This is a genomic window from Streptomyces sp. B5E4 (assembly GCF_039871555.1).
Lineage (GTDB): Bacteria > Actinomycetota > Actinomycetes > Streptomycetales > Streptomycetaceae > Streptomyces.
Genome location: NZ_JBDPMI010000035.1, coordinates 36496 through 60408 on the forward strand (window position 1 = coordinate 36496; position 23913 = coordinate 60408).

Annotated in this window: 21 protein-coding genes; 13 read left to right on the forward strand and 8 right to left on the reverse strand. The window is 73.1% G+C overall.

Annotated elements, in window-relative coordinates; all coding sequences use genetic code 11:
* Nucleotides 1-86 precede the first annotated feature (86 nt).
* The 7 genes from rsmI to ABGA99_RS31530 all read left to right on the forward strand — a co-directional run bounded on the left by rsmI (nt 87) and on the right by ABGA99_RS31530 (nt 8029).
* A complete protein-coding gene (gene rsmI / locus ABGA99_RS31500; RefSeq protein WP_347583975.1) occupies nt 87-941 on the forward strand; it encodes a 16S rRNA (cytidine(1402)-2'-O)-methyltransferase in 855 nt (284 codons plus the stop codon).
* Nucleotides 942-1062: 121 nt separating this feature from the next.
* Nucleotides 1063-1326 carry a hypothetical protein gene (locus ABGA99_RS31505; protein WP_347580412.1) on the forward strand — a complete coding sequence of 88 codons (264 nt, stop codon included), beginning with the start codon at nt 1063-1065 and terminating at the stop codon, nt 1324-1326.
* A gap of 79 nt (nt 1327-1405) precedes the next feature.
* A complete protein-coding gene (locus tag ABGA99_RS31510; protein ID WP_347583976.1) occupies nt 1406-2320 on the forward strand; it encodes a TatD family hydrolase in 915 nt (304 codons plus the stop codon).
* Nucleotides 2317-3210 (forward strand): 16S rRNA (adenine(1518)-N(6)/adenine(1519)-N(6))-dimethyltransferase RsmA, encoded by an 894-nt coding sequence (rsmA, locus tag ABGA99_RS31515; protein WP_347580410.1) that lies wholly within the window; start codon nt 2317-2319, stop codon nt 3208-3210. The genes ABGA99_RS31510 and rsmA overlap by 4 nt, the downstream gene beginning before the upstream one ends.
* Nucleotides 3207-4169: a 4-(cytidine 5'-diphospho)-2-C-methyl-D-erythritol kinase gene (locus ABGA99_RS31520; protein ID WP_347580409.1), complete on the forward strand. Its 963-nt coding sequence runs from the start codon at nt 3207-3209 to the stop codon at nt 4167-4169. Before rsmA ends, ABGA99_RS31520 begins: the two co-directional genes overlap by 4 nt.
* 120 nt (nt 4170-4289) lie before the next feature.
* Nucleotides 4290-6146, forward strand: a complete 1857-nt coding sequence (locus ABGA99_RS31525; protein WP_347583977.1) for an ABC-F family ATP-binding cassette domain-containing protein — start codon at nt 4290-4292, stop codon at nt 6144-6146.
* Nucleotides 6147-6268: 122 nt separating this feature from the next.
* Complete coding sequence (locus ABGA99_RS31530) at nt 6269-8029, forward strand: PQQ-binding-like beta-propeller repeat protein (RefSeq protein ID WP_347583978.1); 1761 nt, start codon at nt 6269-6271, stop codon at nt 8027-8029.
* A 54-nt stretch (nt 8030-8083) separates the two neighbouring features.
* On the opposite strand, the gene galK is transcribed toward ABGA99_RS31530, so the two are convergent.
* The 3 genes from galK to galT form a co-directional block, all read right to left on the reverse strand.
* A complete protein-coding gene (galK, locus tag ABGA99_RS31535; protein ID WP_347583979.1) occupies nt 8084-9301 on the reverse strand; it encodes a galactokinase in 1218 nt (405 codons plus the stop codon).
* Nucleotides 9298-10332 (reverse strand): UDP-glucose 4-epimerase GalE, encoded by a 1035-nt coding sequence (galE, locus tag ABGA99_RS31540; protein WP_347583980.1) that lies wholly within the window; start codon nt 10330-10332, stop codon nt 9298-9300. The genes galK and galE overlap by 4 nt, the downstream gene beginning before the upstream one ends.
* A gap of 226 nt (nt 10333-10558) precedes the next feature.
* On the reverse strand, nt 10559-11647 hold the full coding sequence (gene galT / locus ABGA99_RS31545; RefSeq protein WP_347583981.1) for a galactose-1-phosphate uridylyltransferase: 1089 nt from the start codon (nt 11645-11647) through the stop codon (nt 10559-10561).
* Nucleotides 11648-11908: 261 nt separating this feature from the next.
* On the opposite strand from galT, the gene ABGA99_RS31550 reads away from it, so the two are divergent.
* Both ABGA99_RS31550 and ABGA99_RS31555 read left to right on the forward strand, forming a co-directional pair.
* Nucleotides 11909-13579 (forward strand): sodium:solute symporter family protein, encoded by a 1671-nt coding sequence (locus ABGA99_RS31550; RefSeq protein ID WP_347580404.1) that lies wholly within the window; start codon nt 11909-11911, stop codon nt 13577-13579.
* 9 nt (nt 13580-13588) lie between these two features.
* The gene (locus ABGA99_RS31555; RefSeq protein WP_347580403.1) at nt 13589-13972 is read left to right on the forward strand and encodes a hypothetical protein; all 384 of its coding nucleotides are present in this window, start codon (nt 13589-13591) and stop codon (nt 13970-13972) included.
* A gap of 93 nt (nt 13973-14065) precedes the next feature.
* Here ABGA99_RS31555 and ABGA99_RS31560 read toward each other — a convergent pair whose 3' ends face one another.
* Nucleotides 14066-14761 (reverse strand): LuxR C-terminal-related transcriptional regulator, encoded by a 696-nt coding sequence (locus tag ABGA99_RS31560; RefSeq protein ID WP_347580402.1) that lies wholly within the window; start codon nt 14759-14761, stop codon nt 14066-14068.
* Nucleotides 14762-15118: 357 nt separating this feature from the next.
* Between ABGA99_RS31560 and ABGA99_RS31565 the strand changes: the two genes are divergently transcribed.
* Entirely contained in the window at nt 15119-15883 is a 765-nt protein-coding gene (locus tag ABGA99_RS31565) for a response regulator transcription factor (RefSeq protein ID WP_234380420.1), read from the forward strand.
* A 237-nt stretch (nt 15884-16120) separates the two neighbouring features.
* On the opposite strand, the gene ABGA99_RS31570 is transcribed toward ABGA99_RS31565, so the two are convergent.
* Nucleotides 16121-16615, reverse strand: a complete 495-nt coding sequence (locus ABGA99_RS31570; protein ID WP_347580401.1) for a MarR family transcriptional regulator — start codon at nt 16613-16615, stop codon at nt 16121-16123.
* A 71-nt stretch (nt 16616-16686) separates the two neighbouring features.
* Here ABGA99_RS31570 and ABGA99_RS31575 point away from each other — a divergent pair, with 71 nt between their 5' ends.
* Nucleotides 16687-17484, forward strand: coding sequence for a trans-aconitate 2-methyltransferase (locus tag ABGA99_RS31575; protein ID WP_347580400.1), 798 nt, complete (start codon nt 16687-16689; stop codon nt 17482-17484).
* Nucleotides 17481-17840: a VOC family protein gene (locus tag ABGA99_RS31580; RefSeq protein WP_347580399.1), complete on the forward strand. Its 360-nt coding sequence runs from the start codon at nt 17481-17483 to the stop codon at nt 17838-17840. The genes ABGA99_RS31575 and ABGA99_RS31580 overlap by 4 nt, the downstream gene beginning before the upstream one ends.
* A 217-nt stretch (nt 17841-18057) precedes the next feature.
* Here the strand turns inward: ABGA99_RS31580 and ABGA99_RS31585 are convergent, their stop codons facing one another.
* Both ABGA99_RS31585 and ABGA99_RS31590 read right to left on the reverse strand, forming a co-directional pair.
* A complete protein-coding gene (locus ABGA99_RS31585; RefSeq protein ID WP_281623503.1) occupies nt 18058-18660 on the reverse strand; it encodes a TetR/AcrR family transcriptional regulator in 603 nt (200 codons plus the stop codon).
* An 88-nt stretch (nt 18661-18748) separates the two neighbouring features.
* Complete coding sequence (locus ABGA99_RS31590) at nt 18749-19792, reverse strand: fatty acid desaturase (RefSeq protein WP_347583982.1); 1044 nt, start codon at nt 19790-19792, stop codon at nt 18749-18751.
* Between the two features lie 410 nt (nt 19793-20202).
* Between ABGA99_RS31590 and ppc the strand changes: the two genes are divergently transcribed.
* A complete protein-coding gene (gene ppc, locus ABGA99_RS31595) occupies nt 20203-22911 on the forward strand; it encodes a phosphoenolpyruvate carboxylase (RefSeq protein WP_347580492.1) in 2709 nt (902 codons plus the stop codon).
* Nucleotides 22912-23075: 164 nt separating this feature from the next.
* Here the strand turns inward: ppc and ABGA99_RS31600 are convergent, their stop codons facing one another.
* Complete coding sequence (locus ABGA99_RS31600) at nt 23076-23777, reverse strand: hypothetical protein (protein ID WP_347583983.1); 702 nt, start codon at nt 23775-23777, stop codon at nt 23076-23078.
* Nucleotides 23778-23913 lie beyond the last annotated feature (136 nt).

Genomic DNA, 23913 nt, shown 5'->3' on the forward strand with positions numbered 1-23913 from the left:
TCACGGACTCCGCCGGGGGCCCGGTCACGGACCTGCGACGGGACCCGTCCTCGCGACCTGTCCGTGCCATCGGACAGGATGGGGACGTGAGCGGACTACTCGTACTGGCAGGCACGCCCATCGGCGACCCCGCGGACGCCCCGCCGCGGCTGGCGACCGAGCTGGCCGCCGCCGACGTCATCGCCGCCGAGGACACCCGCCGGCTGCGCCGGCTGACGCAGGCGCTCGGGGTGCAGCCGACGGCCCGGGTCGTCTCGTACTTCGAGGGCAACGAGAGCGCCCGTACCCCCGATCTCGTCGAGGAACTGGCCGGCGGCGCGCGGGTCCTGCTCGTCACCGACGCCGGCATGCCCTCCGTCTCCGACCCCGGCTACCGCCTCGTCGCCGCCGCCGTGCGGGCCGGCATCACCGTCACCGCCGCGCCGGGCCCCTCCGCGGTGCTGGCGGCGCTCGCGGTCTCGGCGCTGCCGGTGGACCGGTTCTGCTTCGAGGGCTTCCTGCCGCGCAAGCCGGGGGAGCGGCTGGCGCGGCTGCGGGAGGCGGCGGCCGAGCGGCGCACCCTGGTGTACTTCGAGGCCCCGCACCGGCTCGCCGACAGCCTCGTCGCCATGGCCGGCGTCTTCGGCGAGGACCGCAGGGCCGCCGTGTGCCGGGAGCTGACCAAGACGTACGAGGAGGTCAGGCGCGGCCCGCTGAAGGAGCTGGCGGACTGGGCGGCCGAGGGCGTACGCGGCGAGGTCACGGTGGTGGTGGAGGGCGCGCCCGTGGACCGCGAGCGGCCCGGTGCCGCGGAGCTGGCCCGCCGGGTCACCGTCCGCGAGGAGGCGGGGGAGGGGCGCAAGGAGGCCATCGCGGCGGTCGCCCGGGACGCCGGGGTACCCAAGCGCGAGGTGTTCGATGCGGTGGTGGCCGCGAAAAACTCGGCAAACAACTCTGAGTAGTCGTATCAAAACTCTTTCAATTCATGGTATCGGCGGCTGCGGGCGGCGCCGAATGGGTGTCCACTGGAATAGGGGATGCGTTCCGGTGACTTGTCCCTCACATGGACAAGAGGAGCAGCCAATGTCCGAACCCGAGCCAGTGACCGAGTCATATGCCTTCGCCTGCATGATGTGCGGGCACGGCTGGGAACAGAGCTACGAGATCCACCACCACGTCGATTCGAAGGGACGGCCCTTCGTCACGTACCACACCGACGGGGAGCGGGTGCCCTCGCCGCTGACCCGGCCCACGTGCCTGAACTGCGGCGAGCACGTCGTACGCATCATGCGCGCCGGCCAGGTCCGGTCCGTCGAGTCGGTGCGGCAGCGCTCACGCCGCACCTGACCCCGCGGGGGCCCCGGCCGGCCCGGGGCGACCACCGCCCCGCACGGCGGTGTCGTAGCGGGCCAGTAGAGTCCCCGGCATGGCTCAGCACACCTCCGGCGGCGCGGACGCGACGTCCGCGCCGCCGCCGCCCGAGCCGCTCGGCCACCCCGCGGCGGACTCGCACACGCACCTCGACATGCAGGACGGCACGGTCGCCGAGGCGGTGGCCGCCGCCGCCCGGGTGGGCGTCACCACCCTCATCCAGGTCGGCTGCGACCTGGAGCGCTCCCGCTGGTCCGCGGAGACCGCCGCCGCGCACGACGCGGTATGGGCCACCGTCGCCCTGCACCCCAACGAGGCCCCGCGGCTGGGCGCGGGACTGGAGGCCGCCCTCGACGAGATCGACGCGCTGGCCGCCCTGCCGCAGGTCGTCGGCGTCGGCGAGACCGGCCTCGACTATTACCGGACAGGCCCCGACGGCGTCGCCGCGCAGCAGCACTCCTTCCGCCGCCATATCGAGATGGCAAAACGCCGGCAAAAAGCGCTCGTCATTCACGATCGGGAAGCGCACGACGACGTGCTGCGCATTCTTGAGGAAGAGGGGGCGCCGGAGCGGGTGGTATTCCACTGCTATTCCGGGGGCGCGGCGATGGCCGAAACCTGCGCGGAAAACGGTTACTTCATGTCCTTCGCCGGAAACGTGACCTTCAAGAACGCGGGGCAGTTGCGCGAGGCGGTCGCCGTCGCGCCCGCGGAGCTGCTGCTCGTCGAGACGGACGCGCCGTTCCTGACGCCGATGCCGTACCGGGGCCGCCCCAACGCGCCGTATCTGATCCCCCTCACGCTGCGCGCCATGGCCGCGACCCGCGGCACGGACCCCGACGAGCTGGCGGCGGCGATCGCGGCCAACACCGCGCGCGCGTTCGGCTACGCCCCCGCAGACCCCGTACGCCCCGCCGCCGGCGGCTCGCCAGGAGTCCGCCAAGACGCAGGGAATAACCTGGAGCGGTGAGCGCCCCCACCGGCGAGCCGGACCCGCTGCTCGGCCCCGCGGACGTCCGCGAGCTGGCGGCGGCCCTCGGCGTACGCCCCACCAAGCAGCGCGGCCAGAACTTCGTCATCGACCCCAACACCGTCCGCCGCATCGTGCGCGCCGCCGGCGTGCGGCCGGACGACGTCGTGGTCGAGATCGGCCCCGGCCTCGGCTCGCTCACCCTCGCCCTGCTCCAGGCCGCGGCCCACGTCACGGCGGTCGAGATCGACGACGCGCTCGCCGCCGCCCTGCCCGCGACCGTACGGGCCCGGCTGCCGCGCCGCGCGGAGCGCTTCGCGCTGCTGCACGCCGACGCGCTGCGGGTCACCGAGCTGCCGGGCCCGCCCCCGACGGCGCTGGTGGCCAACCTCCCGTACAACGTCGCGGTGCCCGTGCTCCTGCACATGCTGGCCACCTTCCCCGGCATCGAACGCACCCTGGTCATGGTGCAGGCCGAGGTCGCCGACCGGCTCGCCGCCGCCCCCGGGTCGAAGGTCTACGGCGTGCCGTCGCTCAAGGCCGCCTGGTACGCGGACGTCAAGCGGGCCGGCGCCATCGGCCGCACCGTCTTCTGGCCCGCCCCGAACGTCGACTCCGGGCTCGTCTCGCTCATCCGCCGCGAGCCGCCCGCGACCCACGCGACGCGGACCGAGGTCTTCGCGGCCGTCGACGCCGCCTTCGCCCAGCGCCGCAAGACGCTGCGCGCGGCGCTCACCGGCTGGGCCGGTTCGGCGCCCGCCGCCGAGGCCGCGCTGCGCGCCGCGGGCGTCTCGCCGCAGGCCCGCGGCGAGTCGCTGACCATCGAGGACTTCGCGCGGATCGCGGAGTCCCGGCACCGGACCGCCACCACGAGGAGCAGCACGCCGTGACATCCGGATCGACCCCGTCCGCCCCCGGTCCCGCGCCCGCCGGCGCGCGGAGCGTCACCGTCCGCGTACCCGCGAAGGTCAACGTGCAGCTCGCCGTCGGCCCGCCGCGCCCCGACGGCTTCCACGACCTCGCGAACGTCTTCCTCGCCGTCGGCCTCTACGACGAGGTCACCGCCACCGAGGCCGACGCCCTGAGTGTCACGGTCGCGGGCCCCGACGCCGCCGCCGTCCCCACGGACACCTCGAACCTCGCCGCCCGCGCCGCACAGTTGCTCGCCGCCCGGCACGGGCGGCAGCCGAACGTGCACCTGCACATCGCGAAGGACATCCCCGTCGCCGGCGGCATGGCCGGCGGCAGCGCGGACGGTGCGGGCGCGCTGCTGGCCTGCGACGAGCTGTGGGGCACCAGGACCGGCACCGACGAGCTGCTGCGGATCTGCGCCGAGCTGGGCAGCGACGTGCCGTTCAGCCTGGTCGGCGGGGCGGCGCTGGGGCGCGGCCGCGGCGAGCGGCTGACGACGCTGTCCGCGAAGGGCCCGCTGTACTGGGTCTTCGCGGTGGCCGACGGCGGCCTGTCGACGCCGGAGGTCTACGGGGAGTTCGACCGCCTGGCGGCGGACCGCTCCGTACCGGACCCGGACCCGTCCCCGGCGGTGCTGGACGCGCTGGGCTCCGGCGACCCGGCGGACCTCGCCGCGGCCCTGACCGCGATCGACGGCGGCAACGACCTGCAGCCCGCGGCCCTGTCCCTCCGCCCCTCCCTGGCCGCGACCCTCCGGGCCGGCACCACGGCGGGCGCCCTGGCGGCCCTGGTCTCGGGCTCGGGCCCGACGTGCGCGTTCCTGGCGGCGGACGAGACGGCGGCGGCGGAGGTCGCGGCGGCCCTGGAGGCGTCGGGCACCTGCCGCAAGGCCCGCGTCGCCCAGGCCCCGGCACCGGGCGCGGTGGTGGTGGGCTGACGGAGGGCCCCGGTTCCGGGACGGGGAAAGGCCGCGGGCGGTGTTCCGGCGGGCGCGAACTACGCTGGAGGCCGCCCGCCGAGGAACCCGGCCCCGACCCCCGAGGAGCACCGCACCGCCATGGCCGCCGCCAATCTGGTCAACCTGGAAGCCGTCGACAAGGTCTACGGCACCCGCGCCCTCCTCGACGGCATCTCCCTCGGCGTCGCCGAAGGCGACCGCATCGGCGTCGTCGGCCGCAACGGCGACGGCAAGACCACCCTCATCCGCCTCCTCGCCAAGCTGGAAGAGCCCGACGCCGGCCGCGTCACCCACACCGGCGGCCTCAGCCTCGGCGTCCTCACCCAGGGCGACACCCTCGACCCCGCCGCCACCGTGAGGCACGAGGTCGTCGGCGACATGGCCGACCACGAGTGGGCGGGCGACGCCCGCGTCCGCGACGTGCTCACCGGCCTCTTCGGCGGCCTCGACCTGCCCGGCTTCGAGCAGGGCCTCGACACCGTCATCGGCCCGCTCTCCGGCGGCGAACGCCGCCGCATCGCGCTGGCCAAGCTGCTCATCGGCACCCCCGGCCTCATCGTCCTGGACGAGCCGACCAACCACCTCGACGTCGAGGGCATCGCCTGGCTCGCCGAGCACCTGCGCACCCGCCGCGCCGCGCTCGTCGTCGTCACCCACGACCGCTGGTTCCTCGACCAGGTCTGCACCCGCATGTGGGACGTCCAGCGCGGCGCCGTCCACGAGTACGACGGCGGCTACTCCGACTACGTCTTCGCCCGCGCCGAGCGCGCCCGGATCGCCGCCACCGAGGAGGCCAAGCGGCAGAACCTCGTGCGCAAGGAGCTGGCCTGGCTGCGCCGCGGCGCCCCGGCCCGTACCAGCAAGCCCCGCTTCCGGATCGAGGCCGCCAACGCGCTCATCGCCGACGTGCCGCCGCCCCGCGACTCCGCGGAGCTGATGAAGTTCGCCAACTCCCGCCTCGGCAAGACCGTCTTCGAGCTGGAGGACGTCACCGTACGGGCCGGGGGCGGCGCCGACGGCAGGGTGCTGCTGAAGGGGCTGACCTGGCAGCTCGGCCCCGGCGACCGCATCGGGCTCCTCGGCGTCAACGGCGCGGGCAAGACGTCCCTGCTGCGTACGCTCGCGGACGCCGCCCGCTCCGGCGGCGAGGCGCAGCCGGCCGCCGGGCGGATCGTCGCGGGGCGGACCGTGCGGCTCGCGTACCTCTCGCAGGAGGTCACCGAGCTGGACCCGCAGTGGCGGCTGCTGGAGTCGGTCGAGCGGGTGCGGCAGCGGGTGGACCTCGGCAAGGGGCGGGAGATGACCGCCTCGCAACTGTGCGAGCAGTTCGGCTTCGGCCGGGAGAAGCAGTGGACGCCGGTGGGCGACCTGTCCGGCGGCGAGCGGCGGCGGCTGCAGTTGCTGCGGCTGCTGATGGACGAGCCGAACGTGCTGTTCCTCGACGAGCCGACCAACGACCTGGACATCGAGACCCTCACCCAGCTCGAAGACCTGCTGGACGGCTGGCCGGGGACGCTGGTGGTCATCAGCCACGACCGGTACTTCATCGAGCGCACGACGGACACGGTGCACGCGCTGCTGGGCGACGGAACGCTGCGGATGCTGCCGGGCGGGATCGAGGAGTACCTGCGCCGCCGGGCCCGTATCCGCGAGACGCAGACGCAGCCGCAGACACAGCCGCCGCAGGCCCCGGCCGCGACCGGGGGGCAGGCGCAGCCGGCGGCCGGGCTGTCCGCGGCGGACGCGCGGGCGGCGAAGAAGGAGCTGCAGCGCATCGAGCGGCAGTTGGACCGGATCGGCGGCAAGGAGAGCGACCTGCACGCCGCGATCGCCGAGCACGCGACGGACTTCGCGCGGGTGGCGGGGCTGGACGGGCAACTGCGTGAGCTGGCGGCCGAGCGCGAGGAGTTGGAGCTGCGCTGGCTGGAGCTGGCGGAGGCGGCCGAGGCGGGCTGAGCCCGCGGCGGACGGCCGGATGCCCGGTCCGTACGCGGCCGGCGGCGGCTGTCACCCGCGGGTGGTAGAAATGAGCCACGCGACCGCAGCTCGTACGCACATCCATCCGGGGGGACAGGGAAATGTCGCAGCCGCCACCGCCGCCGGGCCAGCCGCCGTCCGGTGGCTTCGGGCCGCCGCCCGCCGAGGACCCGCAGCAGCCCGGTTACGGGTATCCGCAGACCCCGCCGCCGCCCGCGCCCGGCGGCGGTTTCGGCGCGCCGCAGGAGCCGCAACAGCCCGCGCAGCAGCCCCAGTACGGCTATCCGCCGGCGCAGCCCCAGGCCCAGCCCTCGCAGCCGCCGCAGCCCCCGGCCCCGCAGCCGTACGGGCAGGCACCGCAGCAGGCGCAGGAGCCGTACAGCTTCGCGCAGCCCGCCCCGCAGCACTCGGGCGGCTACCCGCAGGCGCAGGTCCCGGGCATGCCGGCCAAACCGCAGGCGCAGAAGCTCGTCCCCGTCTGGACGGTCGTCGCGGCGGTGGTGGCGATCCTCGTGGTCGCGAGTGGTACGGGCTGGTTCCTCACCCGCGACGACGGTGACACGCAGGCCGGCGGCGGTGGCGGGGGCGGTGTCGGCGGCGCCAAGAAGACCGTCAGCGACAGCAAGCCCGCCAGCGCCGACGGCGAGTTGCTTTTCGGCGTCCCGTACCCGCAGGCCGAGGAGGGCGCGACCTGGCCCGCCGAGGGCCAGTGGGCGACGGAGAAGGTCTACGCCAAGGGCGAGCTGAACGCCGTGAAGGGCTACGACACCACGACCGGCAAGGAGGCCTGGGAGCTGCCCACCGACGGCCTGGTGTGCGGCGCCTCGCGGGCGGTCACCGACGACGGCAAGGCCGCCATGCTGGTCCAGGACGGCAAGGTCTCCGACCCCGACGACTCGTACGCGCCGTGCACCGAGGTCGTGGTCTTCGACGTCAACACCGGCGAGGAGCTGTGGAAGCAGCACGTGGCGACCGCCGACGAGAGCCTGAAGTTCGACCACGTGACCATCGCCGACGGCACGGTCATCGCTTCGGGCCTCTCCGGCTCCGCGGCGTTCCCCCTCGCCGGCGGTGACCCGGTCTGGCAGACCAAGCCCACCACCGAGTGCAAGGACCACGACTACGCCAGCGACGGGACGAACCTGCTCGGCCTGGTCTTCTGCGGCTCGCTCAACGAGGACATGAAGGTCCAGAAGGTCGACCCGGCCAGCGGCGGCATCTACTGGTCGTACGACGTGCCGGACGGAGTGCAGAGCGTCCAGGTGCTCAGCGTCGAGCCGCCGGTGATCACGATCGGCGCGGGCAAGACCACCGAGACCGACATCTTCGCCCTCGACGAGGGCGAACTGCGCTCGAAGATCTCGCTGGGCACGGAGACGGCGGGCCCGCGCTACAAGCCCGGTTGCGACTACTCCGGCGGCGCCGAGTCGTGCACGACGGTGGCGGTGGACGGCGACACGATGTACCTGCCGTCGCGCGAGCACCAGGGCAAGAGCGACTACGGCGACACGAACGAGATCATCGCCTTCGATCTCGACACCGGCAAGCCGACGAAGAAGTACGACGCCGGTGAGAAGCGGACGATGGTGCCGCTGCGGGTGGAGGACGGCAAGATCATCGCGTACCGGAAGGGGACGTACGACTCCGGAGGCGAGATCCTGGCGATAGACCCGGACTCCGCCAAGGAGGAGACCTGGCTGGAGCTGCCGAACGACACGGCGGAGGCCGAGTCGACGCTGACGTACAGCGACAGCGTGCCGTACGTCTTCGAGCACGGCCGGTTCTATCTGGCGCAGGACATCATCAGCGACCGCGACGACGTGCAGTATTTCGCCCTCGCGTTCGGCAGCAAGGACAAGTGACGGACCGGTGACGGCGGCTGCCCGGCGCCCCCGGGCGGGGGCGCCTGAGCGGCCTCAGACCAGGCGGCGGGCGCCCGCGCCGGGTACGGCGGCGAAGATCCGCGGCGGGCGGAAGTCCGCCGCGGCGAAGGCCGATTCGACGGCCTTGCCGACGGTGTCGGCCGCGTCCGTCTCGGCCAGCACGATCGCCGAGCCGCCGAAGCCGCCGCCGGTCATGCGCGCGCCGAGCGCGCCCGCGGCGACCGACGACTCGACGACCACGTCGAGTTCGCGGCAGGAGACGCGGAAGTCGTCGCGCAGCGAGGCGTGTCCGGCGAGCAGCACCGGCCCGATGTCGCGGGCGCGGCCGGTGTCGAGCAGCGTGATGCACTCCTCGACGCGCCGGTCCTCGGTGACGACGTGCCGGACGAGCGGGCGCACCGCCGGGTCGGTCAGCCGGCCCAGCGAGGCGTCCAGCTCCGCGTACGGCACGTCGCGCAGCGCCGGCACGCCCAGCGCCCGCGCCGCCGCCTCGCAGCCGGCGCGCCGCTCGGCGTACTCGCCGTCGCCCAGGGCGTGTTTGACCTGCGTGTCGACGACCAGCAGCGTGAGCCCCTCGGCGGCCAGGTCGAAGGGCACGGCGCGCTGCGTGAGGTCGCGGGTGTCGAGATAGAGCACGTTGCCCGCGGTGCAGCAGGCGGAGGCCATCTGGTCCATGATCCCGCTGGGTACGCCGACGAAGTCGTTCTCGGCGTGCCGGCCGGCCTTCGCCAGCCCTACGGGGTCGAGGCCCAGTCCGTACAGGTCGCTGAGCGCCAGCGCCGTGGAGACCTCCAGCGCCGCCGACGAGGACAGCCCGGCACCCGTGGGGACCGTGCTCTCGTAGTGGATGTCTGCACCGCCGAAGTCCGCGAAGGCGTCGACGGTGCGGCGCAGCGCCCACACCACGCCCGCCGGGTACGCGGCCCAGCCGCCGCGGTCGCCGCCCACGGTCAGGGGGTCGATGCGGTCGACGTCCAGCTCCACCAGGCGCGATTCCCCGTCGCCCGAGTGCAGCCGCAGCACGCCGTCGTCGCGGCGGCGCGCGGCGGCGAGGGTGGTGTGCGGGAGGGCGAGCGGCATGACGAAGCCGTCGTTGTAGTCGGTGTGTTCGCCGATGAGGTTGACGCGCCCGGGGGCGGCCCACACCCCGGCGGGCCGTTCCCCGTACAACTCCGCGAACCCCGCGGCCGTCGTCTCCGCCGCGTCCGGGCCCGCCGCGTCCCGCGCCGCCGTCGTCTCCCCAGCCGTCATCTGTCCCCTCCGCCTTCCCCCGCGCCCGTACCCCGCCGTGCGAAGTCCCAGGCGTCCGACACGATCCCCGCCAGCTCCGTACGCGACGGGCGCCAGCCCCACTGCTCCTTCGCCGCCTCCGCCGACGCCACCAGCACCGCCGGATCCCCCGCCCGCCGCGGCGCGACCACCTCGGGCACGGGGTGCCCGGTCACCCGGCGGACGGTCTCGATGACCTCGCGCACGGAGAACCCCGCGCCGTTGCCGAGGTTGCAGATGCGGTGCTCGCCGGGGCGTACCGCGTCGAGCGCGAGCAGGTGCGCCTCGGCGAGGTCCGCGACGTGGATGTAGTCGCGGACGCAGGTGCCGTCGGGGGTGGGGTAGTCGTCGCCGAAGACGGAGATCGACTCGCGCTGCCCCAGGGCCACTTGGAGGACCAGCGGGATGAGGTGCGACTCGGGGTCGTGCCGCTCGCCGTACGGGCCGCCGCCCTGCGCGGGCAGATAGGCGCCCGCGACGTTGAAGTAGCGCAGCGAGGCGGCGGCGAGCCCGTGGGCGTGGCACTCCGCGCCGATCATCTGGTCGACGGCGAGCTTGGAGGCCCCGTACGGGTTCGTCGGTGCGGTGACGGCGTCCTCGGTGATCGGCACGGACTCGGGCTCGCCGTAGGTGGCGGCGGTGGAGGAGAACACCAGCCGCCGCACGCCCGCGTCGCGCATCGCGGCGAGCAGCTCCAGCGTGCCGCCGACGTTGTTGCGCCAGTACTTCTCGGGGTGCGTGACGGACTCGCCGACCTGGGAGAAGGCGGCGAAGTGCAGCACGCCGTCGTACGAGGAGTCCAGCCACTTCGCGGCGTTCTGGATCCGGTCCTCGACGAACTCGGCGCCCTCCGGCACCCCGTCGCGGAACCCGGTCGACAGGTCGTCGACGACGGTCACCGCGTGCCCGGCGGCCAGCAGGTGCGCCGCGACGACGCTCCCCACGTACCCGGCCCCACCGGTCACCAGATACTTCCGCCCGCCCCCGGCACCCCCGGCTACGTCATGACTCACGTGCTCGCTACCTCTCGCAGTCGTTCCGCCGCTTGTTCGGGCGGCACATCGGTGACGAAGGCGTCCATCGCGGACTCCGAGCCTGCAAGGTACGTGAGCGCGGGGACCGCGTCCCTCAGGCCGAAGCGGGACGGGGCGCCGGGTCCGGGCGGTGCGCCCGCGGCGTTCCGGCCGGGGACGACACCCCGGAGCCGGCCACCACAAGCCCGGTCGCCGTCGGCAGACATCACGTGCTCGCTACCTCTCGCAGTCGTTCTGCCGCTTGTTCGGGCGGCACATCGGTGACGAAGGCGTCCATCGCGGACTCCGAGCCTGCAAGGTACTTCAGTTTGCCCGGGCTCCGCCGGATCGTGAACAGTTCGAGGTGCAGAGCGTAGTCATCGCGGCCCGCCGCCCGCACCGGCGCCTGATGCCACGCCGAGATGTACGGGGTCGGGGGCTCGCCGGGGCCGAAGATCCGGTCGAATCGGCGCAGCAGTTCGAGGTAGACCCCGGGGAACTCCGCGCGCGCCGCGCCGCCCAGCGCCGGCAGGTCGGGCACCCGCTGCCGCGGGTAGAGGTGGACCTCGTACGGCCAGTGCGCCGCGAACGGCACGAACGCCACCCAGTGCGCCCCCTCCAGCACCACCCGCGTCCCCGCCGCGACCTCGGCGGCGACGAGGGTGTCGAAGAGGTTCTCGCCCGTCCGCGCCCGGTGCTGCTCGACGCACCGCATCATCTGCGCGGTACGCGGCGTGACATACGGATACGCATAGATCTGCCCGTGCGGGTGGCCGAGGGTGACGCCGATCTCCTCGCCGCGGTTCTCGAAGCAGAAGACCTGCTCGACGCCGGGGAGTTCGGCCAGTTCCACGGAGCGGTCCGTCCAGGCCTCCAGGACCAGCGCGGCCTGCCCGGGGGAGAGGCCGGCGAACGAGGCGTCGTGGGCGGAGGTGAAGCAGACGACCTCGCAGCGCCCCGCACCCGGGGCGCCGGTGAAGGGCGGTTCGCCCGTGACCGGACCGGGGCCGCCGGTCAGCGAGGGGAAGCGGTTCTCGAAGACGGCGACCTCGTAGTCGTCGGCGGGGATCTCGCTCAGCCGCCCGTCGCGGGAGGGGCACAGCGGGCACTCGTCGGCGGGCGGCCGGTACGTACGCCCCTGGCGGTGGGAGGCGATGACCACCCACTCCCCGCGCAGCGGGTCGAAGCGCGCCTCCGAGGCGGTGCGCGTCGGCTCCAGGGGGCGGCGGTCGGCCGCGTCCCGGGCGGCGTCGTCACGCGCGTCGAAGTAGATCAGCTCGCGCCCGTCCGCGAGCCGCGTGTGCGTCTTCTTCACTGGAGCCTCTTCCTCGGCCCTGGCCTGCCCTGCCCGCCGGTCGTCATGGTCCGGTTCCCCAACACAATCGAACACAATGAACCACAAGCCAACAGGCGAGTCAACGCCGGAGCGTCGCTTACCCCAATTTATCCTTTATCAGACATTCTGGGTGCGAGATCCAACAGACAAGCAAACAGTCCCAACAGAAGCTTTCGGAATCCAACGCCACCGTCTGGCTTCGTCTTCTGAACGCCTCACGCACGGAAGCGGACCTGAAGCATGCACCCACTTGCGACAGAGCTGCGGCTCGACACCAACGCGCTCGACTACGTGATCATGGCCATGTACTTCGCCGTCGTGCTCGGCATCGGGTTCCTGGCCCGGCGAAGCGTCAAGACCAGCCTCGACTTCTTCCTCTCCGGCCGATCCATGCCCGCCTGGATCACCGGACTGGCGTTCATCTCCGCCAACCTCGGCGCCACCGAGATCCTCGGCATGGCCGCCAACAGCGCCCAGTACGGCGTCTACACCGCGCACTTCTACTGGATCGGCGCCATCCCGGCGATGGTCTTCCTGGGCCTGGTGATGATGCCCTTCTACTACGGCTCGAAGGTCCGCTCCGTGCCGGAGTTCCTGCTGCACCGCTACGACCGCGGCGCGCACCTGCTCAGCTCCGTGCTCTTCTCCCTCGCCGCCGTGCTCATCGCCGGCGTCAACCTCTACGCCATGGCCATCGTCGTCGAGGCGCTGCTCGGCTGGCCGGAGTGGGTCGCCATCGTCATCTCCGCGGCGGTCGTGCTCGCGTACATCACCCTCGGCGGGCTGTCGTCCGCGGTCTACAACGAGGTGCTGCAGTTCTTCGTCATCATCGCCGCGCTGCTGCCGCTCACCCTTATCGCGCTCAAGCGCGTCGGCGGCTGGGACGGCCTCAAGGACACCCTGACCGCCTCCCGCGGCAGCGACTTCACCACCGCCTGGGGCGGCACCGCCATCGGCCACACCAACCCGCTGGGCGCCAACTGGCTGACGATCGTCCTCGGACTGGGCTTCGTCCTCAGCTTCGGCTACTGGACGACCAACTTCGCCGAGGTGCAGCGCGCGCTGTCCGCCAAGAACCTCTCCGCCGCCCAGCGCACGCCGCTCATCGGCGCGTACCCGAAGATCTTCATCGTCTTTCTGGTGATGATCCCCGGCCTGGCCGCCGCGGCCCTGGTGCCCGAGATCGGCACGTCCGGTTCGGACCTGACGTACAACGACTCGATCCCGTTCCTCATGGAGCAACTGCTGCCCAACGGCGTGCTGGGCGTGGCCGTCACCGGTCTGCTGGCGGCGTTCATGGCGGGCATGGCGGCCAACGTGTCGTCGTTCAACACGGTGTTCACCACCGACATCTGGGAGCCGTACGTCAAGCGCGGCCAGACGGACGCGTACTACCTGCGCTTCGGGCGGATCATCACCGTGATCGGGGTCGCGGCCAGCGTCGGCACGGCGTTCATCGCGTCCAGGTTCAGCAACATCATGGCCTACCTGCAGACGCTGTTCTCCTTCTTCAACGTGCCGATGTTCGTGGTCTTCATCATCGGCATGTTCTGGAAGCGCACCTCCGCCAAGGCCGGCTTCTGGGGGCTGCTCGTCGGCACGATCGCCGCGATGCTCAACTACTTCTGGATCTACAAGCAGGGCGTCATCAGCATCCCCAGCGACCAGGGCGCCAACTTCGTCTCCGCGATCGTCGGCTTCGTCGCCGGCGCGGTCGCGATGCTCGTCGTCACGCCCTTCACCCGGCCCAAGTCCCCCGAGCAGCTTGCGGGCCTCGTCTACGGCACCCGCTCCCCGGGCATGTCCGAGCCCGCCGCCGTGGGCGACGACGCCTGGTACCGCAAGCCGGCGCTGCTGGGCTGGGGCGCGATCGTCCTGGCCGCCCTGTGCTACATCCCCTTCTCCTTCTAGGAGCGCACCATGAGCGACACCAACGAACCCCCGGACGACCCGGACGGCCGGGACCACCGGATCCCGGACACCGGGGAACTGGCGCAGCAGATCGAGGACCTGGAGCGCAGATCGGCGACGGCCAGCAGGCTGTTCGACGTACGGCGGCTGATCGGCGGCCTGTTCGTCGTGTACGGGCTGATCCTCGTCGTCACCGGCGCCTTCGACTCCGACGCGGAGATCGCCAAGGCCGAAGACGTGCGCATCAACCTGTGGACGGGGCTGGGGATGCTGGCGCTCGGGCTGTTCTTCCTCGCCTGGCAGCTTCTGCGGCCGGTACGGCCGCCGTCGGGGGAGGAGCTGGCGGAGGCGATCAACGGCCCCGGCGGAGGGGACCGCCCGGACGAGCACTGACCGTATGCCGTCGGCGCCCCGCCCGTACGCGCGCCGCCCCCGCCCGTACGCGATTGTCCGAAAGCCGCCGCGCCTTCGCGGCTGGAAAACCCGCTACGCCCCCGCGTCGCCGTCCGGCGACGGCCGGGCGGCCGCGCGGTCCAGCAGCCCCGTACGGGCCGCCAGCGCCGCCGCTTCAAGCCGTGAACCCACCCCGAGCTTCATCAGCACGCGCTGCACGTGCGTACGGGCCGTACTCGCCGCTATGCGCATCCCCTGGGCGATCAGCCGGGTGTCCTCGCCCTCCGCCACCCGCACCAGCACCTCGACCTCGCGCGGGGTCAGCAACTGCAGCAGCCGGGCGCCCTCGTCGTCGGGCTCCGCCGCCGGGTTCAGCAGCTCCGTGAACGCGCTCTGCAGCAACTGAGGAGCCACCGCCGCCTCCCCGGCCCGCGCCTTGACCAGGGCACGTTCCACGCCCTCGATGCGCTCGTCATGCCGTACGTACCCGGAGGCACCCGCGGCGAACGCCGCCGCTATGCCACGCGGATTCGGCACCGGGCCGAGCACCACCACCGCTATCTGCGGGCGCTCGCGCTTGATGCGCAGCACAGGGTCGAACGCCCCGGGTGCGGCCGGGGTCGCCGTGCCCAGCAGGCACACCTCAGGTCCTCTGCTCACCACCAGCTCCGCGGCGCCCGCCGTGGGCGCGGCCGCGGCCAGCACCCGGTGCCCGCGCAGCTTCAGCGCGGACGCGAGAGCCTCGGCGAGCAGGCGGTGCTCGTCGACCACGATCAGCCGAACGGCCATCTCGCCCTCCCCCCGGGGGTCTACTGCCCCGGCAACGTACAGCCTTACCGCTCCCGGGCCCGCCGGAACTCCGGAATCCATCCGCAACGGGGCCGTATCCGGCCGGTTTCTACTCCGCGTGGCGAACTCGCCACGGAAAGTCGGTCGTTGGGCTTCCTTTGGCGGTCCCGCGCCCTACGCTGTGGGGCAGCACCGGTGGGGGCCGGTGCCGTTCAGGGGGCGAGACCGTGGGTACGGCGCACGGGGTGGGGTAGCTATGGGACGCGGCGGCGGCCGCAGCTCAGGCCAGCGCTCCACGCTCCGAGCGCCGTATTCCGCATTCCGCGAGTTCTGGTAGTCCGCGACATGGGGGTGTCCGTGGTTCGGATCCGGGTCCTGGTGGCCGATGCCCACCGCGTGTTCGCCGAGTCGCTGGCCGCCGCGCTGGCAGCGGAGCCCGACGTCGACGTGCTGCCGGCCGGCAGTGGTCAGGCCGCGCTGCGCTCGCTGGAGCGGGCCGCGGCGGAGGGCCGCAGGTTCGACGTGTTCCTGGTCGACGCCGACCTCGACCGCGATACGCCCGCGGGCGCCCCGGTGCCCGCGCAGGCGGTCGCGGGGAACGGCTCGGCCGCCGGCGGGCCGGGCGGGATATCGCTCACCGCGCGCGTCCGCTCGGCGCACCCGCAGACGCGCACGGTGGTCCTCGCGGCCCGCGACGACCCGGCGCGGGCGGCGGCGGCGCTGCAGGCGGGGGCGTTCGGCTGGGTCGCCAAGGACAGTTCGCTGTCCCGGCTGCTGGCGGTGATCCGGGGCGTGCTGCGCGGGGAGACGCATCTGCCGCCCGCGCTGCTCACGGGCGTACTGCGGGAGCTGACGGCGGCGCGGGAGCACCGCACGGAGAGCGAGCAGCTCGTCGAGTCACTGACCCCGCGGGAGCACGAGGTGCTGCGCTGCATGGTCGCGGGCCTGGGCCGCAAGGCGGTCGCGGAGCGGCTGTACCTGTCGCCGCACACGGTCCGTACGCACATGCAGAACGTCCTGGGCAAGCTGGGCGTGCACTCGACGCTGGCCGCGGTGGCCCTGGCCCGCCGCGCCGGCGTGGGCCCGGTGGACCTGGGCGAACCGGCCAGAGTGGGCGGCTAGGCGATACGTGCAGGGGCGGGCCCGCGGTCGTACGGGGCTGCCTGGCGGCAGGCCGGCCCGTTCGGGGCCCGGCCGGCGGCGCGCCGTGCCCACTGCGCATCAGCAGGTGCACCGGGAACATGTGGCCGTTCCGGTCGGGTCGTCCTCAGGGCTGTGCCGCGTCCGGTCGGCTTCGGTGCTCGCACCGGAGCACACCGGTGATTCCGCCGCGTCGGTCCCGCCGTGCCGCCCGCAGGACTACGGCACGTTGTCGAACGGGGCCGTCAGCCGGCGTAGCAGGTCCGCCAGCTCCCGGCGGCGCTCCGGCGGCAGCTCGGCGAGGATCGCGCGCTCCTGCTTCAGCAGCGCCGCCAGCGCCGCGTCCGCGCGCTCGCGGCCCTCCGCGGTGAGCCGCACGAGCACGCCGCGCCGGTCGCTGGGGTCCGGCAGCCGCTCGACGAGGTCCTTCTTCGCCAGCCGGTCGATGCGGTTGGTCATCGTCCCGGACGTGACCAGGGTCTGGGTGAGGAGCTGCCCGGGGGAGAGCTGGTACGGCTCGCCGGCCCGGCGCAGCGCGGTCAGCACGTCGAACTCCCAGCCCTCCAGGCCGTGTTCCGCGAACGCCAGCCGCCGCGCGCGGTCCAGGTGGCGGGCCAGCCGGCTCACCCGGCTCAGCACCTCCAGCGGCTCCACGTCGAGGTCGGGGCGCTCCCTGCGCCACGCCGCGACCAGCCGGTCCACCTCGTCCCGCATGCGATCAGTGTAGTCGGTCTGTCGACATGAAGTCTCTTGACATCGAGATACATCGGCGGAACGCTGGAGACATGACCTCACCCTCCTGGGACCCGCAGCAGTACCTGCGCCACGAGGGGCCCCGCACCCGCCCCCTCGCCGACCTCCTCGCCCGCGTCGGCGAGCTGCCGGGACACCCGGCGCGGATCGCCGACATCGGCTGCGGCACGGGCAACGGCACCGCGCTGCTGGCCGCCCGCTGGCCCGCCGCCCACGTCACGGGGTACGACAGCTCCGCCGCCATGCTCCGCACCGCCGCCGCCCACGCCGGCCCCACCCCCGGCGGCGGCCGGATCGACTTCGCCCACGCCGATCTCGCGGACTGGACGCCGGAGCCCGGCACGTACGACCTGATCCTCGGCAACGCCGTGCTGCAGTGGGTGCCCGACCACTGGGAGCACTTCCCCCGCTGGCTCGCCGGACTCGCCCCCGGCGGCACCTTCGCCTTCCAGGTCCCCGGCAACTACGACGCCCCCAGCCACGCGCTGATGCGGCAGCTCGCCCGCGACCCGCGCTGGCGCGAGCGGCTGCACGGCGTGCTGCGCGACCAGCCGGTGCTGCAGCCCGTCGCGTACCTGGAGCTGCTCTGCGACCTCGGCTGCGCCGGCGACGCCTGGGAGACCACGTACACCCACCTCCTGCACGGCCCCGATCCGGTGCTGGACTGGGTGAAGGGCACCGGGCTGCGTCCCGTCCTCGACGCCCTCGGCGACGAGGCCGACGCCTTCGTCACCGCCTACGCGGCCCTGCTGCGCACCGCCTACCCGCCGGGCCCGCACGGCACCCCGTTCCCGTTCCGCCGCATCTTCGCGCTGGGAGTCATGCCATGATCACCGGACTCGACCACGTCCAGCTCGCCGTCCCCGCCGGCAGCGAGGAAATCCTGCGCATCTTCTACGGCGACGTCCTCGGCATGACCGAGGTGCCCAAGCCGGCGGCGCTCGCCGCCCGCGGCGGCTGCTGGTTCACCTCCGGCCCCGTGATGCTCCACCTCGGCGTCGAGCAGGACTTCCGCCCCGCCCGCAAGGCGCACCCGGCGCTCGTCGTCACCGACCTCGACGCGCTGGCCCGCCGGCTGGCCGTCCGCGGCCACGACGTGACGTGGGCGGACGGCGAGATTCCGGGCGTACGGCGCTTCCACACCGCCGACCCGTTCGGCAACAGGCTGGAGTTCCAGGCCGCGTGACGGCTCCGCCGGCGCCGGAGGGGGCTCGCCCCGGGCGCCCGGGACCGGCACTGGACGGCGCCGGCACCGCACGGAAGCGCGCGGACCCTGCGCGCCGCGGACCCTGCGTACCGCGGACTACCCGCGCCGCCGGCCATGCGTACCGCTGGCCTTGTGTCCTGCCGGCCGTGCGCACCCGGGGCCCACCGCGCACCGCCGGCCCACCGCGCACCGCCGGCTACGCGCGGCGGTGGCCTATCAGCCGCGGCTTTGCCTCCAGGTCGCCCAGGCCGTGCCAGGCGAGATTCACCAGGTGGGCCGCGACCTCCGCCTTCTTGGGCTTGCGCACGTCCAGCCACCACTGGCCGGTCAGCGCCACCATCCCCACCAGCGCCTGCGCGTACAGCGGCGCCAGCTTCGGATCGAAGCCGCGGGACTTGAACTCCAGCCCCAGGATGTCCTCCACCTGGGTGGCGATGTCGCTGATCAGCGAGGCGAACGAGCCGTGCGACTGCGCCACCGGGGAGTCCCGGACCATGATGCGGAAGCCGTCGGTGTACTCGTCGATGTAGTCCAGCAGCGCGAACGCCGCCTGCTCCAGCAGCTCCCGCGGATGCCCCGCGGTCAGCGCGCTCGCCACCATGTCGAGGAGCCGCCGCATCTCCCGGTCGACGACGACCGCGTACAGCCCCTCCTTGCCCCCGAAGTGCTCGTAGACGACCGGCTTGGACACGCCCGCCTTCGAGGCGATCTCCTCCACCGACGTCGCCTCGAAGCCGCGCGCCGCGAACAGCGTGCGCCCCACGTCGACGAGCTGCTCGCGGCGCTCCTTGCCCGTCATCCGCCGCCGGGTACGGCGCGGCGGCTTCCCTTCGCCGCCGTCGCCGCTGTTGCCCGTGCTGCTCTTACCGCCGGTAGCCACGGCTCCATCATGCCGCGTCGGCGGCGGCCTCCTCACGCCGGGCCGACGCGGCGGCCGCGTCCTTGCCCGCGCCCTTGCGGGCGTCGCCGTCCTTGTTGCGCTTCGAGTCGATACGGGACTTGCTCGGCCAGCGCACGTCGTACGCCCAGCCGAGCTTCTCGAACCAGCGGATGATCCGGGCGCTGGAGTCGATCTGGCCCTTCATCACGCCGTGCCGGGCGGAGGTCGGGTCCGCGTGGTGCAGGTTGTGCCACGACTCGCCGCCGGAGAGGACCGCCAGCCACCACACGTTGCCCGAGCGGTCCCGGGACTTGAAGGGGCGCTTGCCGACCGCGTGGCAGATGGAGTTGATCGACCAGGTGACGTGGTGCAGCAGCGCGACCCGGACCAGCGAGGCCCAGAAGAACGCCGACAGTGCGCCCTGCCACGACCAGGTGACCAACCCGCCGACCAGCGGCGGGAAGAGCAGCGAGACCGCCGTCCACAGCACGAACTGACGCGAGACCCGGCGGATCGCCGAGTCCTTCATGAGGTCCGGCGCGTACTTGTTCTGCGGGGTCTGCTCCTCGTCGAACAGCCAGCCGATGTGGGCCCACCACAGGCCCTTCATCAGCGCCGGCACCGTCTCGCCGAAGCGCCAGGGGGAGTGCGGGTCGCCCTCGGCGTCGGAGAACTTGTGGTGCCTGCGGTGGTCCGCCACCCAGCGCACGACCGGGCCCTCCACCGCCATCGACCCGGCGATCGCCAGCGCCACCCGCAGCGGCTTCTTCGCCTTGAACGAGCCGTGGGTGAAGTACCGGTGGAACCCGACCGTCACCCCGTGCAGGCCGAGGAAGTACATGAACGTCATCAGTCCGAGGTCGAGCCAGCTCACCCCCCAGCCCCAGGCCAGCGGGATCGCCGCGACCAGCGCGACGAACGGCAGCACGATGAAGGCGAGCAGCGTGATCTGCTCGACCGATCTCTTTTTCTCACCGCCGAGCGTCGCGGACTCAGCGGTGACCGTGGCCGAGCGGGGCTGCTCGTCGATCACTTCGGACGTGGACGGCATGGGCATCCCTCGGAGGCTGGGGGAACATGGACCAGCGAGGCTACGGTCCCGTAACCTACGTTGGCGTAAGTATGGCATGCCTCAGTTCCGGGCTGAAAGAGGCACGGTCCACACGGGCGTACATGCGCGCCCGTGTGGAAGGAACACCTCTTGAGTGCCCGCAGACACCGGTTCCCATGCCGCAACCCCGCGGGCTTCGCCCACCCGGGCAGCGAGCAGGGCCGACTAGTCTGGGGGCGTCGGACAGCGCGGTCCGCACCCCCGCCCACCGCGCGCCGCCGCGCACGGGCGGAAACACCAGCGCCGCACGCCAAGGAGCCGCACCAGTGACCAGTGCCGACACCCACGCGCACCGCCCCGCCGGAGCCGCAGGCCCCGACCCGGGCGCCGCGGCCGCCGGCAACGCCGAGCTGCGCGCCGACATCCGGCGCCTCGGCGACCTGCTCGGCGAGACCCTCGTCCGCCAGGACGGGCCGGAACTGCTGGACCTCGTCGAGCGCGTACGCGCCCTGACGCGCACCGACGGCGACGCCGCCGCCGAACTCCTGGGCACCGTCGACCTGGAGACCGCCGCCCGGCTCGTGCGCGCCTTCTCCACCTACTTCCACCTCGCCAACGTCACCGAGCAGGTGCACCGCGGCCGCGAGTTCCGCGCGCGCCGCGCCGCGGAGGGCGGCAGCCTCGCCCGCACCGCCGACATGCTGAAGGACGCCGACCCCGCGCACCTGCGCGAGACCATCGCCAGCCTCGGCGTACGCCCCGTCTTCACCGCCCACCCCACCGAGGCCGCCCGCCGCTCCGTCCTCACCAAGCTGCGCGACGTGGCCCGCCTCCTCGAAGCCGACGAGGGCACCTCCGCCGCCGACCGCCGCCGCTGCGACCGCCGCCTGGCCGAGGACATCGACCTCATCTGGCAGACCGACGAACTGCGCGTCGTCCGGCCCGAGCCCGCCGACGAGGCCCGCAACGCCATCTACTACCTGGACGAGCTGAACCGCGGCGCCGTCGGCGACGTCCTCGAAGACCTCGCCGCGGAACTGGAGCGCGTCGGCGTCGACCAGTCCGCCGTCCTGCCGCCCGGCACCCGCCCGCTGACCTTCGGCACCTGGATCGGCGGCGACCGCGACGGCAACCCCAACGTCACCCCGCAGGTCACCTGGGACGTGCTCCTCCTCCAGCACGAGCACGGCATCACCGAGGCCATCGGCCACGTCGACGACCTGCGCTCCGCACTGTCCAACTCCATCCGCAACGGCGGCGCCACCGAGGAACTCCTCGAATCCGTCCAGCGCGACCTGGAGGTGCTCCCCGAGATCAGCCCCCGCTACAAGCGGCTCAACGCCGAGGAGCCCTACCGGCTCAAGGCCACCTGCATCCGGCAGAAGCTCCTCAACACCCGCCGCCGCCTCGCCGAGGGCAGCGCGCACGTACCCGGGCGCGACTACCTCGGCACCGCGCAGCTCATCGACGAACTCACCCTCGTCCAGACCTCGCTGCGTGCCCACCGCGGCTCCCTCGTCGCCGACGGCCGGCTGGAACGCACCATCCGCACCATCGCCGCCTTCGGCCTGCAGCTCGCCACCATGGACGTACGCGAGCACGCCGACGCCCACCACCACGCCCTCGGCCAGCTCTTCGACCGGCTCGGCGAGGAGTCCTGGCGCTACCTCGACATGCCGCGCGACTACCGCCGCGGCCTCCTCGCCAAGGAGCTGCGCTCCCGCCGCCCGCTGGCGCCCACCCCCGCGCCGCTCGACGAGGCCGGCACCAAGACCCTCGGCGTCTTCGAGACCGTCAAGAAGGCCATCGACGCCTTCGGGCCCGAGGTCATCGAGTCGTACATCATCTCCATGTGCCAGGGCGCCGACGACGTGTTCGCCGCCGCCGTCCTGGCCCGCGAGGCGGGGCTCCTCGACCTGCACGCCGGCTGGGCGAAGATCGGCATCGTGCCGCTGCTGGAGACCACCGACGAGCTGAAGATCGCCGACGACCTCCTCGACGCGATGCTCTCCGACCCCTCCTACCGGCGCCTGGTGTCCCTGCGCGGCGACGTCCAGGAGGTCATGCTCGGCTACTCCGACTCCTCCAAGTTCGGCGGCATCACCACCTCCCAGTGGGAGATCCACCGCGCCCAGCGCCGGCTGCGCGACGTCGCCCACCGGCACGGCGTACGGCTGCGCCTCTTCCACGGCCGCGGCGGCACCGTCGGCCGCGGCGGCGGCCCCACCCACGACGCGATCCTCGCCCAGCCCTGGGGCACCCTCGAAGGCGAGATCAAGGTCACCGAGCAGGGCGAGGTCATCTCCGACAAGTACCTCGTGCCGTCCCTGGCCCGGGAGAACCTCGAACTGACCGTCGCCGCCACCCTCCAGGCGTCCGCCCTGCACACCGCGCCCCGGCAGTCCGTCGAGGCGCTGACCCGCTGGGACGCCGCCATGGACGTCGTCTCCGACGCCGCCCACGCCGCGTACCGCCGGCTCGTCGACGACCCCGACCTGCCCGCGTACTTCTTCGCCTCCACCCCCGTCGACCAGCTCGCCGAGCTGCACCTCGGCTCCCGCCCCTCCCGCCGCCCCGACACCGGCGCGGGCCTCGACGGGCTGCGGGCCATCCCCTGGGTCTTCGGCTGGACGCAGTCCCGGCAGATCGTCCCCGGCTGGTTCGGCGTCGGCTCCGGGCTGCGCGCCGCCCGCGAGGCCGGGCTCGACACGGTGGTGGAAGAGGCGTACGAACACTGGCACTTCTTCCGCAACTTCCTCGCCAACGTCGAGATGACGCTCGCCAAGACCGACCTGCGGATCGCCCAGCACTACGTCGACACCCTCGTGCCCGACGAGCTGAAGCACATCTACGCCGTCATCGAGGCCGAGCACGAGCTGACGGTCAGCGAAGTGCTGCGCATCACCGGCGAGTCGGAGCTGCTGGAGGCCAACCCGGTGCTCCAGCAGACCTTCCGCATCCGCGACGCCTACCTCGACCCGATCTCGTACCTCCAGGTCACACTGCTTGGCCGGCAGCGCGAGGCGGCCGAACGCGGCCAGGCCCCGGACCCGCTGCTGGGCCGGGCCCTGCTGCTGACGGTCAACGGAGTGGCGGCGGGCCTGCGCAACACGGGCTGACCTCCGGTCCGGCCGACCGGCGGGCGGTGCGCAGGTGAGATGGCGTGCCGCGGGCGGCCGGGCGGACGTACACCGTGCTCACCGAGGCGCGCGGCGCCCGCAACCGCACGCGGCCCTCACCCCCCGGGGTGAGAGCCGCGTGCGGTGCTTCGGCGGGACCGCGCTCAGTGCTGGCGGCCCACACCCCGGCGGCGGAGGACCAGGTACCCGCCCGCGCCCAGGAGGATCGCCGAGGCGATCGAGATGCCCGTCACCGACGCGCCGGTGGCGGCCAGGCCGCCCGACTCGTCGTCGCCCCCGCCCTGCGCGCCCGGCGCGTGGGAGGCGGTGGGCGTCGCGTCCTCGCCCGGCCCGCCGTCCTCGCCCGGCTTCCCGGGCCTGCCCGGCTGCTCCGCCTGCTCGGAGGAGTCGTCCGACGGGGTGCCGGAGGGGGTGTCCGACGGGTCCGGCGACTCGGAGGAGTCCTCGCACTCCGTCCAGAAGACCTTGTGCTTCGCGGCCCCGTTCTCGCCCTTCCAGTTCCAGAACAGCTTGTAGTGGCCGTCCGGGAGGGTCATGTCCTCGGTCCGGCCGTCCCCCTCGCCGTCGAGGACGATCGCGCCCTCGTCCGCGACGGTCTTGTTGTCCCCGGTCGGCTTCCAGGCGACGATCTTCCACGTGACCTGCTGCGCGGCATCGAAGCCGAAGGCGTCGAGGTAGAACTCGCAGACCTTCGGCTCGTTCTTGCGAAGCTCCTCGCCGGTGGCGGCATCGTGGATCTTCACGGTCCCGTTGTCGCCGTTGGCCGCCGGCGCCGGCGCGGCGGCGAACAGCACGGAGGCGGCAGCGGCAGCGGCGACCGCGCCGGCCGAAGCAATGGTTCGCATGAGATACCCGACTTCGTGAGTGAAAGGTGTGCAGAGGGAAGTGGGGGGCGGCTCAGCTTCCGCCTCCGACGCGGTGCGGGTCAAGCGCGCTGCGCGCCGCTCATCCCCTTTGCGGGGATGTGCGAGGAAAGCCCTC